The following is a 16,439-nucleotide window of genomic DNA, read 5'->3' on the forward strand; positions in this document are numbered from 1 at the left end:
TTTTCTTGCGCCTGACGGGTTCTACCGCTGACTGGACCGGACGCTCTTCGCCTTCGGTTGTATGTTGGTCTGGACCGGGCAAACTGCTCAGTCCGCCTGCAGCGTCACACCTTCGGGATCGAGCAACCGATGCAGGTGCACGATGAAATAACGCATATGGGCGTTGTCGACGGTCTGCTGGGCCTTGGCCTTCCAGGCGGTCTTTGCGGATTCGTAGTTGGGATAGATGCCGACGATATCGAGGTTTTCGAGATCGCGGAACTGCACGGTCCCGAGCTTCGACAGCTCGCCGCCGAACACCAGATGAAGAAGCTGCTTTTTGTCGCCTTCGACACTCATGACAATAATCCCTGAACAATTTTGGTTCGCGGCATGATTAACCCAACGGTCACTCCGCGACAACACTCAACATTTCACGCAGCAAATTCCCGCTGGCCGCGACAAGAGCCCCATGGCTCCGCGTCGGACCGCCATAAATGAGCGGAAGAGCATCGTTTGTCAGAATAGCCCCGCCCGACTCACTCAAGATGAGATCGGCTGCAGCCAGATCCCAATCATGCGAATTTGGCCGAATGAAGGTGCCCGCGATCTCGCCCCGCGCCACCATCGCAATACGATAGGCGAGCGACGGCACATAGGCGTGCAGCTTGACCCTGTCACGCCATTTTTCCGGCAGCGCGGCGGTCATGTTGCGCGCCGAAGCGATGGTGACCTTCTCGCCTTCCGGCGGCAATTTGACGTGGATCGGCGCATCGTTTTGCACCGCGCCAAGTCCGTGCCCGGCCTCGATCAGTTCTTTGCGAACCGGGCATTCCAGAACCCCGGCAATCGGCCTGCCATCCTCGACAATCGCGATGCTCACGCACCACTGGTCCTGACCGGCAATATAAGCGCGGGTGCCATCGATGGGATCGACGACGAAAGCCCGCCGCCGCTTTGCCTTGGCGCGCTCGTCGCCGGTTTCTTCGGAAATCCAGCCATAATCAGGCCGCGCCGTCAGAAGCACGTCTTTCAGATAGCGATCAACTGCAAGATCGGCCTCGCTGACCGGCGAATGACCATCCTTCAACCAGACTTCAGGCGAGCGCCCGAAATAACGCATGGCAATGCGCCCGGCTTCACGGGCTGCATCGCGCAACAGCGCCAGTTCGTCACGCGTTTCGCTGTGTTTGTCAGTTTCCGGCAAGTGTCATGCCTTCGATTACGAGGGTCGGCGCGGTCATCCCGAAATTGCGGTCGATATCCGACGCCGGTGTCAGATTGAGGAACATGTCCTTCAGGTTCGACGCGATGGTGACTTCGCTGACCGGATAGGCAAGTTCGCCATTTTCGATCCAGAAGCCGGAAGCGCCGCGGCTATATTGCCCGGTGATCATATCCACGCCCTGGCCGAAAACTTCAGTCACATAGAAACCCGTGCCGACAGCGCGGATGAGATCTTCCGGCGATTGTGTGCCCGGCTCAATGGCAAAATTGGTCGAGGCAGGCGAAACACCGGAACCCGAACGCACACCGCGCCCGTTGCCAGTCAGGCCCAGTTCGCGTGCGCTGGAACCAGACAACAGCCAGTGCTTCAGCACGCCGTCCTCAACCATGGTCAATGGCTGGCCCTCAATGCCTTCACCGTCGAAAGGACGGGACGATGATCCGCGCATGCGCAGCGGATTGTCCGTCACCGTGATGCCCTGCTTCAATATCTGCTTGCCCAGACTGTCGCGCAGAAAGCTCGTCTTGCGCGCAACCGATGCACCATTGATGGCGCTGGCCAGATGCCCGGCAATGCCCCGCGCCAGTCGCGGATCATAAACCACCGTGACCGGTCCCGTCTTCGCCTGCCGTGCGCCGAGCCTGCGCACCGCGCGCTCCCCGGCGCGACGCCCGATGGCGTCTGGCGTATCGAGATCGGCAAAATGCAGCCGCGAGCTGAAATCATAGTCGCGCTCCATCTTGGTGCCTTCGCCAGCAATGGCCGAAACCGACCGTCCGAAACGGGTGGCGGCATAATGACCGGCAAAGCCGGTGGAGGTGACAAGCACCAGCCCGCCGAGGCTGCGCGATGCGCCCGCGCCGCCGGAATTTGTCACACCCTTGACCTCACGCGCAGCTGCTTCTGCCGCCAGCGCATCCTGCGTCAGACGTTCGGTATCGATTTCGGTCGTGTCGTAAAGATCAAGATCGCGCGGCGACTTCACCAGCAGCGCCGGATCGGCAAGCTGCTCATAGGGGTCTTCCGGCGCAACACGCGCCATGGCGACGGCGCGCTCCGCCAGACGGTCGGGATCGGCGCCCGCATTGGCCGAAACACTGGCGATCCGCCGTCCGACAAAAACGCGCAGCGCAAAATCGTCGCTCTCCGACGATTCGGTTCCCTCAACCTTGCCAAGTCTCACCGAGACGCTGACAGAGCGGGCACGCATCACGACAGCGTCAGCATGATCGGCGCCCGCACGTTCGGCAGCTTTCACCAACTGGGCCGCACGCTCGACCAGCTTTTCCGACGAATTATCTGAAATCATTGCACAATCCCGCTTTGGCAAGCTCGCCTCCGCCTGACCGGACATTGCAATGTGCAACGGGTCGTGACCGGGACTTGCTAAAAAAATATCGTCAATTTGGTCGACATCGGGCTGATTGCAGCCATATCTTGTTTCTATATTGCCGAAATCGAGGGGCATCAAGGCAGGCCCGTCCACATTTCTCCAAATCCTCAAGTCGCGAGACCCGTCCGTCTCCGAACCACAAGAGCGCGCAGCATGATTCCGACCGGTGGAAATCTCTACCTACAGGCCCTAATGATCCTTGGCGGCGCCATCATCGCCGCGCCACTGTTCAAGCGTCTGGGGCTTGGCACAGTGCTGGGCTATCTGGCTGCCGGCATCACGATCGGACCCGTCGCGCGCCTTATCGCCGACGGTGAGGAATTCCTGCACTTTTCCGAACTTGGCGTGGTGTTCCTGCTCTTCATCATCGGCCTCGAACTGAAGCCGTCGCGGCTCTGGGCGCTGCGTCATGCGATCTTCGGGCTGGGCGCGGCACAGGTTCTCTTGTGCGGCGCGGTTCTGACGGGGCTCGGAATCTATCTTGCGGGGCTAAACCCGGAAGCTGCCATTATCATCGGCTTTGGCCTCGCCCTGTCTTCGACAGCCTTCGCCATGCAGGTGCTGGAAGATCGCGCCGAGACCAACCAGAAGCACGGGCAGCGCGCTTTCGCGATCCTGCTGTTTCAGGATCTCGCCATCGTTCCAATTCTGGCGATCATTCCCGCCCTGTCGCCCAATGAACCGTCGCAGGCAAGCGCAGGTTTTCACCTAGCAACCGCCGTTGCCGCCATTGCCGCGCTCGTCGTTGCCGGGCGCTATCTGATCAATCCGATGTTCCGGATCATCGCCAATACCGGCGCGCGCGAAGTGATGATCGCTGCTGCCCTGTTTGTCGTGCTGGGTTCTGCGGGACTGTTGCAGGCAGCTGGTCTGTCCATGGCCATGGGCGCGTTCATCGCTGGCGTGCTCCTGGCGGAGTCCTCCTATCGCCACGAGCTGGAAGCCGATATCGAACCGTTCCGCGGTATTTTCCTCGGTCTGTTCTTTGTCGCCGTGGGCCTGTCGCTCAATCTCAGCGTGATTCTCGAATATTGGAAGACGATCCTTCTGGCCGTGCCGGTTTTCATGGCGGCGAAGATCGCCGTCATCTATGTGCTCTGCCGCATCTTCCGGTCCAGCCACAATGATGCCGTGCGCATCGCCTTCCTGCTGCCGCAGGGCGGCGAATTCGCCTTCGTATTGTTCTCGGCAGCTTCCGCCGCCGCAATCATCTCAAGCGCTCTTGGCTCCGAACTGGTGGCAGCTGTCACCGTGTCCATGGCGCTGACCCCGCTTTCCGTGGCCATCGGCTCGAAGCTTCTCATCAAGGACAAGCCCGTCGATGAAATCGAAGAGGATTTCGAAGGCGCAGGGTCCGACGTGTTGATGATCGGCTTTTCCCGTTACGGCCAGATTGCATCGCAGATCCTGTTGGCTGGCGGCATCGACGTGACGGTGATCGACAAGTCGCCCAACCGTGTGCGCGCCGCTGGCAAGTTCGGTTTCCGCATCTATTTCGGCGACGGCACCCGCAAGGACGTGCTGGAAGCTTCCGGCATACGCAAGGCCAAGATCGTTGCGGTCTGCACCCATAACAAGGAAACGACGAACCATATCGTCAATCTGATCCAGTCGGACTATCCGGATGTGCGTCTGTTCGTGCGCTCCTATGACCGCGAGCATACTTTACAGCTGCGGGCGCAGGGCGTGGAGTACGAACTGCGCGAAACCTTCGAATCTGGTCTGCTCTTCGGGCAGCGCGCGCTGGAAGGTCTGGGCATGGCGGAGAACAATGCCTATGCCATCCGCGAAGATGTGCGCCAGCGCGACGAGGATCGCCTGCATGTGCAGGCCTCTGAAGGCATCATGGCCGGACGGCATTTGTTGTTCAACAAGCCGGTTACGCCTGAACCTCTGGTCAAGCCAACGCGCGAAGGTCAGCGTATCGACAAGACGGTCGATGCGCCGTCACCTGCCGCCAATGATGATACGATGGAAGATGCAATCCCCGCCGAATAAGGTGGCAGTCTAAGACAGAGTCGGAAGATTATCGCCCTCGATAATGCGATCGAGGGCCTGTTTCAGCTCTTCGCGAACACCGACGCTCTGGGCAAGTATCTGATCGAATTTCAGGAAATCGAGCAGCCCGATCCGGCCGACATCCGGTCGCAGGAAAATATGCGGTGGCCGAATGCGGAACTTGTTCTCGATGATCGAGCACATGGTCAGCTGGTTACCGCCGATAACCGCTTCGAATGTCGTCGGCATATAATCGTCGTCACCGGGCGGCGCGCCTACGACATCAATGCCGATGACGATATCCGCCTTGTCGAAAAGCAGATCGAACGGCACCGGGTTGAACAGGCCGCCATCGACCAGAATGCGGCCATTGCGGCGCACAGGTGCGAAGACCGGGGGGATGGCACAGGAAGCGGCGATTGCAGAACGCAAATCGCCATCGACGATCTGAACTTCCTTCGCGGCGTGAAAATCCGCCGCGGTGATGCTCATCGGAATCTTGAGGTCTTCGACCTTTTCCGGCAGCGATGCGGGCAGGAACACATCGATGATTTTCTCGATGTTGAACTGGCTGACGCGAAAGCCGCCCTTCAGCAATTCGACCCAGCGGGATGGACGCGTCTGCCACATGCGGCGCGCCACTTCCGAACGACGATTGAAAATCGCCGCCATATAGTCGTGTATTTCCTTGCCGCTCATGCCGTTGGCCATGCCAGCGCCGACAATCGATCCGATGGACGAGCCGGCAATGGCGACAGGCTTGATGCCCAACTCATCGAGAGTTTCGATGATATGCAGATGCGCAATGCCCCGCGCTCCGCCACCGCCGAAAGCGACGGCAATGCGGGGCGTGGATGGCATGGCGTTATCCAAGCGAGTTCCTCAACTCTTAGCGGGTCCATAAATCAATATCGCCGGTTCGGCTTCGAGCAGCTTCTTGGCAATGGCCTTGACCTGATCGAGCGTCACGGCATCGATAAGCACCGAACGCTTGTCGATATAATCACGCGGTAGTCCCGCATCCTGCAAGCTGACCAGCGTTTCAGCAATGGCTCCCGAAGAATCGAGATTGTTCACCGCATAAGATCCCTTGAGGAAGCTCTTTGCGGCAGCAAGCTCTGCTTCCGTCGGACCGTCACTCGCCATGGCAGCCACCTGCTCGCGAATGATCTTGAGCGAGTCCTGCGCCTTTTCCGGGCGCGTCGCCGTTGAGATCGCCAAAGCGGACACGTGGTCGTGCAACACCAGCTGCGAAGAAACCGAATAGGCGAGACCGCGCTTTTCACGCACTTCGGCATAAAGCCGCGAGGTGAAGCCGCCGCCCAGAATGTGGTTCATCAGATAAGCGGCAAAGAAGTCCGGATCCTTGCGCGGGATTGCCGGATAGACAAACCGGATCGACGTCTGTGGCATATCGAAGGAAAGGCTGGTGGTGGTGCCGAGAGCCAGTTTGACATCAGGCACCGGAACCAGTTCCGCCGCTGCGGGCAGATCGCCGAACACCTTGTCGAGCATCACGCCAAGATCCTTGGCGTTGATGGAACCGACCACGCCGACGATCAGCCGGTCGCGGGCAAAATTCTTGCGATGGAACGCCACGAGATCGTCACGGGTTATCGCCTGAAGCGATTTGACCGTGCCTTCATCTGGCCGCGCATAGGGATGGTTGCCATAAAGCACTTCGGCAAAACGGCGCGATGCGATGGTGCCGGGATTGCGCTGCGCCGCCTCAATGCTTGCCACGACCTGACTGCGAATGCGATCAACGGCAGGCTGGTCGAAGCGCGGCTTGTTCACCGCTAGCGCCACCAGATCGGTCACAGCATCGCGGTTTTCGGCCAGCATGCGAACACCGCCAGCAACAGCATCCTGCGTGGCGGTGAAGCTCATTTCCGCGCCCAGATTATCGATCCGTTCCTGAAACGCATCGGAATCGAGATCACCGGCGCCTTCGTCGAACAGACCGGTCATCAGATTGGCGAGGCCTTCCTTGCCAGCCGGATCCTGCGACGTGCCACCCTTGAAAGAGAAGCGCATGGAAACCAGCGGCACCGAATTGTCCTCCACCAGCCAGGCGCGGATGCCCTTTGGCGAAACGACTTCCTGTATCTCGATGGCGCGCGCCGGCAGCGCGCAAATTACGAGAAGCGCCATGGATGCGACCAGAGCGCTTGCGAGCGAACGCGGACCGCGAGAGGCAAAAACGCGTTTGAAGTTCAGCATGATCATGGTCTTCACTGGATCGCTCCCTCTGCACCATTGCCGCTGGCACCGTTTGCGGGCGCGTTGGGGTTCTCACGGGCATTTTCCGGCTCGGCATTCGGTGGCAGAAGATAACTGGTCACCGACTGGTCCTTGACGAGATATCGCTCCGCCACGTCACGAATCTGATCGACCGTCACGGACTTGATGAGATCCGGCCATTTCTGGATATCTTCAACCGACTGGCCGACCGAAAGCGTCGAACCATAAATCCGCGCCATGCCAGCCTGGCTGTCACGGGCAAAAATCACCGCCTTCAGGAAGCGATTGCGCGCCTGATCCAGCTCGGTCTGGGTCACGCCGTCCTTGACGATCCGCGCCAGTTCGGCTTCCACCGCCTTCTCGACATCGCCAAGCGTTGCGCCGTCGCGCGGCGCACCATAGACGGAGAACGTGCCGTCATCGAGCGCGTCACCGCTATAGGTCGCCCCCGTATTGGCGGCGATGTTGTTCTTGACGATCAGCGTCTGATAGAGGCGCGAACGGGACGAACCGCCGAGAATTTCACCCAACAGATCAAGTGCCGGCGCATCACCCGGCTTCACATCGGGGAACCGCTTTTCATTGGCATAGGACGGAACCAGCCAGGACATGCGGAACGACGGCGTGCTGATGCGCGCATCATGCAGCGTCACCACGCGGGCCGCGTGTTTTTCGGGTTCCTGCGGGCGGTCGCGCGGCAGAACTTCAGCGCGCTTCGGCACATTGGCCCAGGTCTTGAGCGTCAGTTCACGCACGCGTTCCGGCGTCACGTCACCGGCGATGACCAGCGTGGCGTTGTTCGGGGTGTAATATTGCTGATAAAAGTCGATGGCGTTCTTGAGGCTCAGCTTTTCCATTTCCTGACGCCAACCGATAACCGGCTTGCGATAGGGGTGGTTGTAGAAGAGCACTGCATCGGTGTTTTCGCTCAACATCGAACCCGGGTTGGAATCGACGCGCATGCGCCGTTCTTCCAGAATGACCTCACGCTCGGTCGTCACGGCCTCTTCGTTCAGAACCAGATTTTCCATCCGGTCCGACTCGAAACCCATGATCATTTCCAGCGCTTCTGGCGAAACCCGCTGGTAATAGGCGGTGTAGTCATAAGAGGTGAAAGCGTTTTCCTCGCCGCCGATCGATGCGACCTTGGACGAAAACTCACCTGCCGGATGGTTCTTCGTGCCCTTGAACATCAGATGTTCAAGGAAATGCGCGATGCCGGAAACGCCAGCCACTTCGTCAGCCGAGCCGACGTGATACCAGATCATCTGCGTCACAACCGGCGCGCGATGATCGGGAATGACCACGACTTTCAGGCCATTGGGCAAGGTGAAATTGCTGACACCATCGGACTGGGTGATTTCAGGCAAAGCGGCCTGATCGCCTTGCGCTTGCGGCGCAGGGGCCAGCTTAGCGGCATCAGTTTGGGTGGCTGGTTGATTTTGAGCTTCAACGGAGCCGGTTGCGAGCGGCAAAGCCAGCGCGAAACCAAGAGCGGTCGATAACAATAGGCGTCGGAGGGAGGTGTTATTCACCAAGCGACATCTCCAATCGGTTTCATTTCCGCCCGGCCTTTCCGGGCGGCATGCTTCAAATCAATATCGGCGATGCTATCGCCGAACAGAAAGAACGCGGCGGCAAACACCGCTGCAAATCATCTCAATCGGCTTTGAGTTGGATGAGCCGAATGATTGTGCCGCCATAGTTGCGCTCGTCAAGCACAACAAATTGTTCGTCAAGCTCAAGCGAAGCTTCAGCTGCCTCTTCAAGCACCAAAAGTGCGTCAGGATTAAGCCAGCCGCCCTGAAGCGCCGACAAAAATGCTTTTTCTCCCATGCGCCGTCCATAAGGCGGATCGGCGAAGATCAAATCGAATGGCTCCATCGTGCCGACAATGCCAAGCTGGCAGGCGTCACGACGGAGAATCTTCGTATGACCTTGCAGGCCAAGCACCTCGACATTCTGGCGCAACAGCCCACGGCCCTCCGCAGATTCCTCCACGAAGGTCGCATAACGCGCACCGCGCGAAAGGGCTTCAAGACCGAGCGCGCCGGTGCCTGCGAAAAGGTCAAGCACACGCGCACCTTCCACCTTGTCGGGGAAGCTGTGCGCGAGAACATTGAACAAGCTCTCGCGCGTGCGGTCCGTGGTGGGGCGAATGGCGTTGGTGGACGGTGTTACAAGCGGGCGACCGCGAAACTTACCGCCGACGATCCGCACCGCCGCCTCCCGATCTGCCACCGCCGCCTGGCTTACCGCCAGTGGGCTTTCCGCCGGTCGGCTTGCCACCCGGACGTCCGCCTGGCTTACCGCCCGATTTACCTGCTGGCTTACCACCATCAGGTCCACGCCGTGGACCATCGCTGAAACCGCGTGGACCGGCACCGCTGCGTGCGCCCGAACGCGTATCGCGATCGGAACCGCCGAAGCGACCCTCGCCGCGTGCACCGCCCGGCTTGTCGGACTTATATGGCTTGTCGGATTTGAACGTCTTGCGACCCTCAAAACCACCCTGCGAGCGCTCACCGGAAGCGGCATCGCGCAGTTCGGCACGCTCGCGCTTGCCGGGACGACGTTCCTTGTGACCGTCCTCACGCTTTTCGCGCGTTTCCGGCCGTCCGCCTTCAGAACGGGAACCTTCAAAACGCGGGCCCTCAGAACGAGCGCCGTAAGAGCGGCCTTCTGCGCCCGGCTTTCCGCCAGCACGCGGACCGCTTGAACGCGGGCCTTCCGAACGCTTGTTGTAACGGCGTTCGCCGCCCTCGTCGCGACTCTGCTCTGCATCGTCCGAACGACGCGGACGCACCTGCATATCACCGCTGAACTTCGCGCCGCGATGCGGCACCTGATGTTCGACGCGGGCAGGCTTGGCAGCAGCCTTTTCACCCTTTGGACGCGCACCGGGCGCCATCCAGACATTGGCGTTGCCCCGACGGCGTGGTTCAACCTTCTCCGTCTTGTCCTCGCGTCCGCGACGACGTTCCGGACGGCTGGAAATCCATTCGCGCTCACGTGGTGCGCGGCGGGTTTCGCCTTCCTGCTCCGGTTGGGCTTCTTCCATCTCACGACGAGTGCGACCCTGCACGGCGGCATTGGAGAACTCGTTGAAGATCGGCGCGTCGAAATCGGCACCGGAATCCTCAACCAGCTTGTCGCCAAGCTGGTCGCGCAGCGTGCGACCCTTGATTTCGCGCACAGCACCTTCTTCAAGATCACCCAGCTGGAACGGGCCGAAAGACACACGGATCAGGCGACCGACGGTGAGACCGAGTGCGCCGAGAATGTTCTTCACTTCACGGTTCTTGCCTTCGCGCAGACCGATATTGATCCAGACATTCGCGCCCTGAACGCGTTCAAGCTCGGCTTCGATGCTGCCATAGAACACGCCATCAACAGCGATGCCGTTCTTCAGTTCATCGAGCTGCGGCTGCGTAACCTTGCCATGGGCGCGCACGCGATAACGGCGCAGCCAGCCGGTGGACGGCAGTTCCAGAACCCGCGACAGCCCGCCATCATTGGTGAGCAGCAGAAGTCCTTCGGTATTGATGTCGAGACGACCAACCGACAGCACACGCGGCATTTCAGCTGGCAGTGCATCGAACACGGTTGGGCGTCCTTCCGGATCGCGATTGGTGGTCACGAGACCAGCAGGCTTGTGGTAAAGCCACAGGCGGGTACGCTCGGCCTGCTTCAGCGGCTTGCCGTCGACGGTAATGACGTCAGTGCGCTTCACATTGACCGCAGGGCTATCCAGCACCTTGCCGTTTACCGCAATACGCCCGGCGGCGATCATCGTTTCCGCTTCGCGGCGCGAAGCGATGCCGACACGCGCCAGACGCTTGGCGATACGCTCGCTCGTATCTTCTTCGACTTCCACATCGCGCGGGGCACCCCGGCGCGGACCAGCGCGGCGTGCATCGTCCCGGTCGCCATCATCGCGGCGCGGACGGCTGTCGCGACCCGGGCGGTCCGAACGGTCAGACCGCTCGGGACGATCAGAACGATCAAATCGTCCCGAACCACCTTTGGGGCCACCTGAGCGCCCGCCGCCGACGCCACCGGGGCGTCCGTTACGGCCATGAGGCGGCTTGCCGCCCTTGTTATCGTCGTCTTTAGTCATCTGGTATTGGCCTCTCAGCAGCGTTTCCGTGTCACCTTGCACCGTCGAAAGCAGGCAAAGGAATGTCTGGAACGAAAACGCCGTATAAATCTGTTCGCAAATCGGTTTCGATTTCGAGAATTATGCAGTAACAAATCGCTCCAGTGCTTGCGAGCGAAATTTCCCGATCCATGCAATGAAATGGAGTGCACATGAAAAAGGCGGACTCCGCAACCGTTACCGACATAGCAACGCCGATGAATGCCGCGCTGGATGAAGCGCGTGCCGCAGGTGCGCGCGGCGAAGTGCCGATTGGCGCCGTCGTCGTGCATGAAGGGCAGATCATCGCCCGCGCCGGAAACCGCACGCGGGAGCTCAACGACGTGACCGCCCATGCCGAGGTGCTGGTCATCCGCCAGGCCGGTGAAGCATTGAGTTCAGAACGGCTGATCGACTGCGATCTCTATGTGACGCTGGAACCCTGCGCCATGTGTGCTGCCGCGATCTCTTTTGCGCGCATCCGCCGCCTTTATTACGGCGCCTCCGACCCCAAGGGTGGCGGCGTCGAGCACGGCCCTCGCTTCTACACTCAGCCGACATGTCATCATGTGCCAGAGATCTATCCGGGCTTCTCGGAAGGCGAAGCGCAGAAAATCCTCAAGGATTTTTTCCGCGAGAAACGCTAGCCCCTCGGTTTATGCCCCGTCATATGACGCAAGGTGTCGTCACGCAGTGCGAAATGGTGGAAGAGCGCCATGAATACGTGGCAAACGACGACCGCCAGCAAAGTCCAGCCGAGCGGCCCGTGAAGCGTGCTGCCAATGCTGTTCAGCGTTTCGTTCTGCACGCCAGCCGGATCGAAGATCGGCATGCCGAGGAAAGAAAAGCTCCGCCCCCTACCATAGGCGCGGATCAGCGCCAGCGCCGGAACGGCAAACATCAGCGCATAAATGGCCAGATGACCGAGCAAAGCCGCCTTGCCCATCAGGCCGTCCTTATGCGGGCGACGACCGATATTGGAAAGGCCCCAGACGCCGCGCAGCAGAACCAGAACCAGCAATGCAAAGCCGAGTTGCTGGTGCGCAGACCAGAAAAACGTGAAAACCGCGCTATCCCGCGCCAAGACACGCAGAATAGCCGACATGAACTGCCATAAAAACAGCAACGCCATCAGCCAGTGAAAGCTGCGGGAAACCACACCATAACCGTTGCGGCTGTCCCAGATCGTGTTTGCGCTGCTCATTGAACTATACCTTTGAACCCAATGCCCTATCATGCTGCATACAGACAAGAAGTCTTTGATCGAAATCAAATAGAAGTCATAATGCTCAAGATGACAAAAATGTAATGTATTCTCTAAGGGTACTGCCTACCCGCTCAGAAAACCTTCATTACTATACTCAAAATAAAACAGCCATAGCGCTTATACCGCCATGGCTGCTTAAACTAATATAGAGAACTTCCGGAACTTAGTTCCAGGGCAGATAATCGCGCCAGCCCTTGGACTTGCCAGCGGCCTTCTTGCGCTCGCGTTCCTTCTGCGCCTCGTCCTGCCCCAGTTCGCCGGTGGCGGCGGTGGATGCCGGTTCACGATAGGCCAGCGGCGGCTCGCTCAGATATTTGCGGTTCGTGGCCGAACCCTGCGCCTGCTGTGCACGCTCTGCCTTGATGGCCGCCATTTTCTGCGGATCAACGGTTGGCAAACGGGAATCATATTCTTCGCGACGGCTGTTGCCACCCGGCAGTGCAGTCTTCAGGTTGCTTGCAACCGGACCATCAGCCTCAACCGGCGAGACGAAGTTCGGATTGTCGCGGTTGGCGGTGATTTCATCGCGCAGACGCTTGCGGCGCTGTTCCGGCGATTCCGGCCAGTTCGCACCGCCAGCACTTGCAACGCTTTCCTGCGGCGCAGGCAGCTGGCCCTTATCGCCCGGAGAAGGACGCACAAGATCAGGACGCGGCTTGTAGTCGATGCGCTCTTTCTTGTTCTTGCCCTGACCGAAGCTCGCCATATTGGAAACGTCGTCGAAGAGCTGCGCGCCCGACGACTTGTCCGTTCCATAGGTCGGCGAAGACATGCAGCCTGACAGCGAAAGACCCGCTACAGCCGTCATAAGTATCAGAACTCGTCCGTCAATCTTCATTAGCGCCACTTCTTTTACGCCTGTCGATTCTTTGTTCGCGAGGCTTGCTCCAGCGTGCCTTGCCTCAAAAAACCGGCAACTCCAAGGCAGATCGTGAATTTATTCGAGGACTGCCTTGTACATGAGAGGAACCCATGCGGCAATCCGGCATTAACCGCTATTTCACCATGTTCACGCGCGAGACCGCAACCCCTGTCGCACAAACAAACAATCCGCCCCGGATGAAACCGGAGCGGATTGCGATCTCTGTTATCAGGCTTCGAGCTTGCCGAGCGCCTTCAATTCGCGCAGTGCTTCGGCATCGCGCGCCGACACTTCCGGGAATTCCGGATCGGAACCCACATCCGTGGTATAACGCCACGAACGCGCGCATTTCTCGCCTTCGGCGCGAGCAGGCACGACGGCCACACCCTTCACATCACCAAGCTTGAAAGCGCCTTCCGGTGCCGCTGCATCGCTGAACGCAATGCCGCTGGTGATGCAGATTTCCGCAAAATCGAGACCGTCGAGCGAATCGCTCAGGCTCTTGTCGGAAATGTGGACCACCGGCGCTGCTTCCAGCGATGAACCGATGCGCTTGTCTGCACGTTCCAGCTCCAGCGCGCCGGTCACGACACGGCGAACCGCGCGCACCTTGCGCCACTTTTCGGCCAGCACGTCATCACGCCATGCGGCAGGCGTCGGGCGGAACTGCTCGGCATGGACCGAAACCGACTGCGGATAGCGATCAAGCCATGCTTCTTCCATGGTGAAAGGCAGCATGGGCGCCAGCCAGGTCGTCAGGCGGTCGAAGATTTCACGCACGGTCTGCAACGCAGCCTTGCGGCGAACGCTCGACGGCGCGTCGCAGTAAAGCGCATCCTTGCGGATATCGAAATAGAAGGCCGAAAGCTCGACATTCATGAAATCGATCAGAGCGCGGGCGATGCGCTTGAAATCGAATGTGTCATAGCCGGTGCGCACAACCTCATCCAGCTCCGTCAGACGGTGCAGCATCAGGCGCTCAAGTTCCGGCAGATCGGCATGAGCAACGTTTTCGCCTTCGTCATGCGCCAGCGTGCCCAGCATCCAGCGGATGGTGTTGCGCAGCTTGCGATAAGCGTCGATATTGGTCTGGATGATGCTCTTGCCGAGGCGCTGATCTTCCCAATAATCGGTCGTCATGACCCACAGACGCAGGATATCCGCGCCGGATTCCTTGATGACATCCTGCGGCGTTACCGTATTGCCAAGCGACTTCGACATTTTCTTGCCGTGCTCGTCCATGGTGAAACCATGGGTCACGACGGCATTATATGGCGCACGACCGCGCGTGCCGCAGCTTTCCAGAAGCGACGAATGGAACCAGCCGCGATGCTGGTCCGAGCCTTCGAGATAGACGTCTGCCGGCCATTTCATGTCCGGGCGGTCTTCCAGCGTGAAGGTGTGGGTCGATCCGGAATCGAACCACACGTCCAGAATGTCGCGCACCTGAACCCAAGGCTCATTGGCGCGGTTGCCGAGGAAACGCTCGCGCGCGCCTTCGGCAAACCATGCATCAGCGCCTTCGGCCTCGAAAGCATCGAGTACACGCTTGTTGACCGCATCGTCCTGAAGGATGTTGCCTTCCTCATCCACGAAAACGCAGATCGGCACGCCCCAGGCGCGCTGACGCGAAAGCACCCAGTCCGGGCGACCTTCGATCATCGAACGCAGGCGCGTCTGACCGGCAGCCGGGACGAAGCGTGTGTCGTCGATGGCCTTCAGCGCGCGCGAGCGCAGCGTGGTGCCGTCACCGAGGTTCTTGTCCATATAGACGAACCATTGCGGCGTGTTGCGGAAGATGACCTGCTTCTTCGAACGCCAGGAATGCGGATAGGAGTGCTTCAGGCGGCCGCGAGCGAAGAGCTTGTCATTGGCGATGAGCTGATCCATCACCGACTTGTTGGCGTCGCCCTTCTTGCCGTTATCGTCGATCACGCGTGCGGCGCCGCCTTCGCGGTCCGGACCGAAGCCCGGCGCGTCCTTGGTATAATAGCCGTCGTCACCGACCGGGAACGGGATGCTCGGATCAATACCGCGTGCTTCCAGTTCACGCACATTGTTCATCCAGGCTTCAAAGTCTTCACGACCATGGCTTGGCGCGGTATGGACGAAGCCCGTACCCGCATCGTCGGTCACATGATCACCGTCGAGCATCGGAACCGCGAACTCATAGCCGCCCGCAAAGCCCTTCAACGGATGGTCGAGCACGATCCTGCCAAGCTCATCAGCCGAAATACCGCGCAGGCGCTTGAACTGGAGTTTTGCCTTGGCGAAGCTTTCTTCAGCCAGCTTGTCGGCGAAGATGAGCTTTTCGCCCGGACGAGGGCCAAAATCGTTCTCGGCTTCCGTGACTTCGTAAAGCCCGTATTCGATACGCGACGAATAGGACACGGCGCGGTTGCCGGGGATGGTCCAGGGGGTGGTCGTCCAGATCACCACATGTGCTTGGCCAATATCGTTTTCATATTCAAGAACTGCCTCAAGATACTCGGGATCATCCACTTGCGTGAATGCATCAATACCATGATCTCTTGGGGCGACCGGGAACTTGACCCAGATCATATCCGACTCGACGTCGTGATATTCGACTTCCGCCTCGGCAAGCGCCGTGCGCTCGACAACCGACCACATCACCGGCTTGGAGCCGCGATAAAGCTGACCGGAAGCCGCGAACTTGAGAAGCTCGCCAGCGATACGCGATTCAGCGTGGAAGTTCATCGTCGTATAGGGGTTTTCGAAATCGCCGAGGATCGCAAGGCGCTTGAACTCATCCGTCTGGACCCTGATCCAGTTGGCGGCAAATTCACGGCATTCCTTGCGGAATTCGTTGATCGGCACTTCGTCCTTGTTCTTGCCTTCGGCGCGATATTTTTCCTCGATCTTCCATTCGATCGGCAGGCCGTGGCAATCCCAGCCCGGAACGTAGTTCGAGTTATAGCCGCGCATCTGGAACGAGCGGGTGATGACGTCCTTGAGGATCTTGTTCAGCGCATGGCCGATATGGATATTGCCGTTGGCGTAGGGCGGGCCATCGTGCAGCACATAAAGCGGGCGGTCTTTCGCCTGCTCGCGCAGCTTCTTGTAAAGGTTCATCCCCTCCCAGCGCTCGACAAACAGCGGTTCGCGCTGCGGCAAGCCCGCACGCATCGGAAATTCTGTCTGCGGCAGATTGAGGGTTTTAGAGTAATCGATCTTGGTCGTCTCAGTCATGATCGGTATTCGCCTGTGAAGCCTCGGCCAGAAATGGCGGGCATGTGGATCAACGATAACAGGGGGACTGTAAGAGCACAGCCGGTCGTTCCCGGACCTCCGCGCCAGATATTGCCTGGC

The 16,439-nt window shown here is 59.5% G+C and carries 13 protein-coding genes; 2 read left to right on the top strand and 11 right to left on the bottom strand.

Annotated elements, in window-relative coordinates:
• Window positions 1-87 precede the first annotated feature (87 nt).
• Genes FHW00_RS13050 through FHW00_RS13060 form a run of 3 tightly spaced genes read right to left on the bottom strand, consistent with a single transcriptional unit; the run spans window position 88 to window position 2,516 of the window.
• Window positions 88-339 (bottom strand): DUF4170 domain-containing protein, encoded by a 252-nt coding sequence (locus FHW00_RS13050; RefSeq protein ID WP_078338942.1) that lies wholly within the window; start codon window positions 337-339, stop codon window positions 88-90.
• Between the two features lie 49 nt (window positions 340-388).
• Complete coding sequence (locus tag FHW00_RS13055) at window positions 389-1,186, bottom strand: 3'(2'),5'-bisphosphate nucleotidase CysQ (RefSeq protein WP_078338943.1); 798 nt, start codon at window positions 1,184-1,186, stop codon at window positions 389-391.
• Complete coding sequence (locus FHW00_RS13060) at window positions 1,173-2,516, bottom strand: TldD/PmbA family protein (protein ID WP_078339067.1); 1,344 nt, start codon at window positions 2,514-2,516, stop codon at window positions 1,173-1,175. The genes FHW00_RS13055 and FHW00_RS13060 overlap by 14 nt, the downstream gene beginning before the upstream one ends.
• Before the next feature lie 237 nt (window positions 2,517-2,753).
• Here FHW00_RS13060 and FHW00_RS13065 point away from each other — a divergent pair, with 237 nt between their 5' ends.
• Window positions 2,754-4,598, top strand: a complete 1,845-nt coding sequence (locus tag FHW00_RS13065) for a monovalent cation:proton antiporter-2 (CPA2) family protein (RefSeq protein WP_078338944.1) — start codon at window positions 2,754-2,756, stop codon at window positions 4,596-4,598.
• A gap of 9 nt (window positions 4,599-4,607) precedes the next feature.
• Here the strand turns inward: FHW00_RS13065 and FHW00_RS13070 are convergent, their stop codons facing one another.
• The 5 genes from FHW00_RS13070 to FHW00_RS13090 form a co-directional block, all read right to left on the bottom strand.
• Entirely contained in the window at window positions 4,608-5,471 is an 864-nt protein-coding gene (locus FHW00_RS13070) for a patatin-like phospholipase family protein (RefSeq protein ID WP_078338945.1), read from the bottom strand.
• A gap of 9 nt (window positions 5,472-5,480) precedes the next feature.
• A complete protein-coding gene (locus FHW00_RS13075) occupies window positions 5,481-6,821 on the bottom strand; it encodes a M16 family metallopeptidase (RefSeq protein WP_176168321.1) in 1,341 nt (446 codons plus the stop codon).
• Window positions 6,822-6,832: 11 nt separating this feature from the next.
• Entirely contained in the window at window positions 6,833-8,377 is a 1,545-nt protein-coding gene (locus tag FHW00_RS13080; protein ID WP_078339068.1) for a M16 family metallopeptidase, read from the bottom strand.
• Between the two features lie 124 nt (window positions 8,378-8,501).
• On the bottom strand, window positions 8,502-9,062 hold the full coding sequence (rsmD, locus tag FHW00_RS13085; RefSeq protein WP_078338947.1) for a 16S rRNA (guanine(966)-N(2))-methyltransferase RsmD: 561 nt from the start codon (window positions 9,060-9,062) through the stop codon (window positions 8,502-8,504).
• The gene (locus FHW00_RS13090) at window positions 9,043-10,962 is read right to left on the bottom strand and encodes a pseudouridine synthase (RefSeq protein ID WP_078338948.1); all 1,920 of its coding nucleotides are present in this window, start codon (window positions 10,960-10,962) and stop codon (window positions 9,043-9,045) included. The genes rsmD and FHW00_RS13090 overlap by 20 nt, the downstream gene beginning before the upstream one ends.
• A 191-nt stretch (window positions 10,963-11,153) precedes the next feature.
• Here FHW00_RS13090 and FHW00_RS13095 point away from each other — a divergent pair, with 191 nt between their 5' ends.
• Complete coding sequence (locus tag FHW00_RS13095; protein WP_078338949.1) at window positions 11,154-11,627, top strand: nucleoside deaminase; 474 nt, start codon at window positions 11,154-11,156, stop codon at window positions 11,625-11,627.
• On the opposite strand, the gene FHW00_RS13100 is transcribed toward FHW00_RS13095, so the two are convergent.
• The 3 genes from FHW00_RS13100 to ileS form a co-directional block, all read right to left on the bottom strand.
• Window positions 11,624-12,184, bottom strand: a complete 561-nt coding sequence (locus FHW00_RS13100; protein WP_078338950.1) for a cytochrome b — start codon at window positions 12,182-12,184, stop codon at window positions 11,624-11,626. The genes FHW00_RS13095 and FHW00_RS13100 overlap by 4 nt on opposite strands.
• A 226-nt stretch (window positions 12,185-12,410) precedes the next feature.
• On the bottom strand, window positions 12,411-13,085 hold the full coding sequence (locus FHW00_RS13105) for a hypothetical protein (protein WP_078338951.1): 675 nt from the start codon (window positions 13,083-13,085) through the stop codon (window positions 12,411-12,413).
• Window positions 13,086-13,337: 252 nt separating this feature from the next.
• Window positions 13,338-16,319 (bottom strand): isoleucine--tRNA ligase, encoded by a 2,982-nt coding sequence (ileS, locus tag FHW00_RS13110; protein WP_078338952.1) that lies wholly within the window; start codon window positions 16,317-16,319, stop codon window positions 13,338-13,340.
• Between the last annotated feature and the right edge of the window lie 120 nt (window positions 16,320-16,439).

The organism is Ochrobactrum sp. P6BSIII (genome assembly GCF_014138065.1).
Lineage (GTDB): Bacteria > Pseudomonadota > Alphaproteobacteria > Rhizobiales > Rhizobiaceae > Brucella.

What these genes read in the sequence shown, in the direction of transcription:
- FHW00_RS13050 (WP_078338942.1), bottom strand. Translation starts at nt 339, where the DNA reads ATGAGTGTCGAAGGCGACAAAAAGCAGCTTCTTCATCTGGTGTTCGGC.
- FHW00_RS13060 (WP_078339067.1), bottom strand. Translation starts at nt 2,516, where the DNA reads ATGATTTCAGATAATTCGTCGGAAAAGCTGGTCGAGCGTGCGGCCCAG.
- FHW00_RS13065 (WP_078338944.1), top strand. Translation starts at nt 2,754, where the DNA reads ATGATTCCGACCGGTGGAAATCTCTACCTACAGGCCCTAATGATCCTT.
- FHW00_RS13075 (WP_176168321.1), bottom strand. Translation starts at nt 6,821, where the DNA reads ATGCTGAACTTCAAACGCGTTTTTGCCTCTCGCGGTCCGCGTTCGCTC.
- FHW00_RS13090 (WP_078338948.1), bottom strand. Translation starts at nt 10,962, where the DNA reads ATGACTAAAGACGACGATAACAAGGGCGGCAAGCCGCCTCATGGCCGT.
- FHW00_RS13095 (WP_078338949.1), top strand. Translation starts at nt 11,154, where the DNA reads ATGAAAAAGGCGGACTCCGCAACCGTTACCGACATAGCAACGCCGATG.
- FHW00_RS13100 (WP_078338950.1), bottom strand. Translation starts at nt 12,184, where the DNA reads ATGAGCAGCGCAAACACGATCTGGGACAGCCGCAACGGTTATGGTGTG.
- FHW00_RS13105 (WP_078338951.1), bottom strand. Translation starts at nt 13,085, where the DNA reads ATGAAGATTGACGGACGAGTTCTGATACTTATGACGGCTGTAGCGGGT.
- ileS (WP_078338952.1), bottom strand. Translation starts at nt 16,319, where the DNA reads ATGACTGAGACGACCAAGATCGATTACTCTAAAACCCTCAATCTGCCG.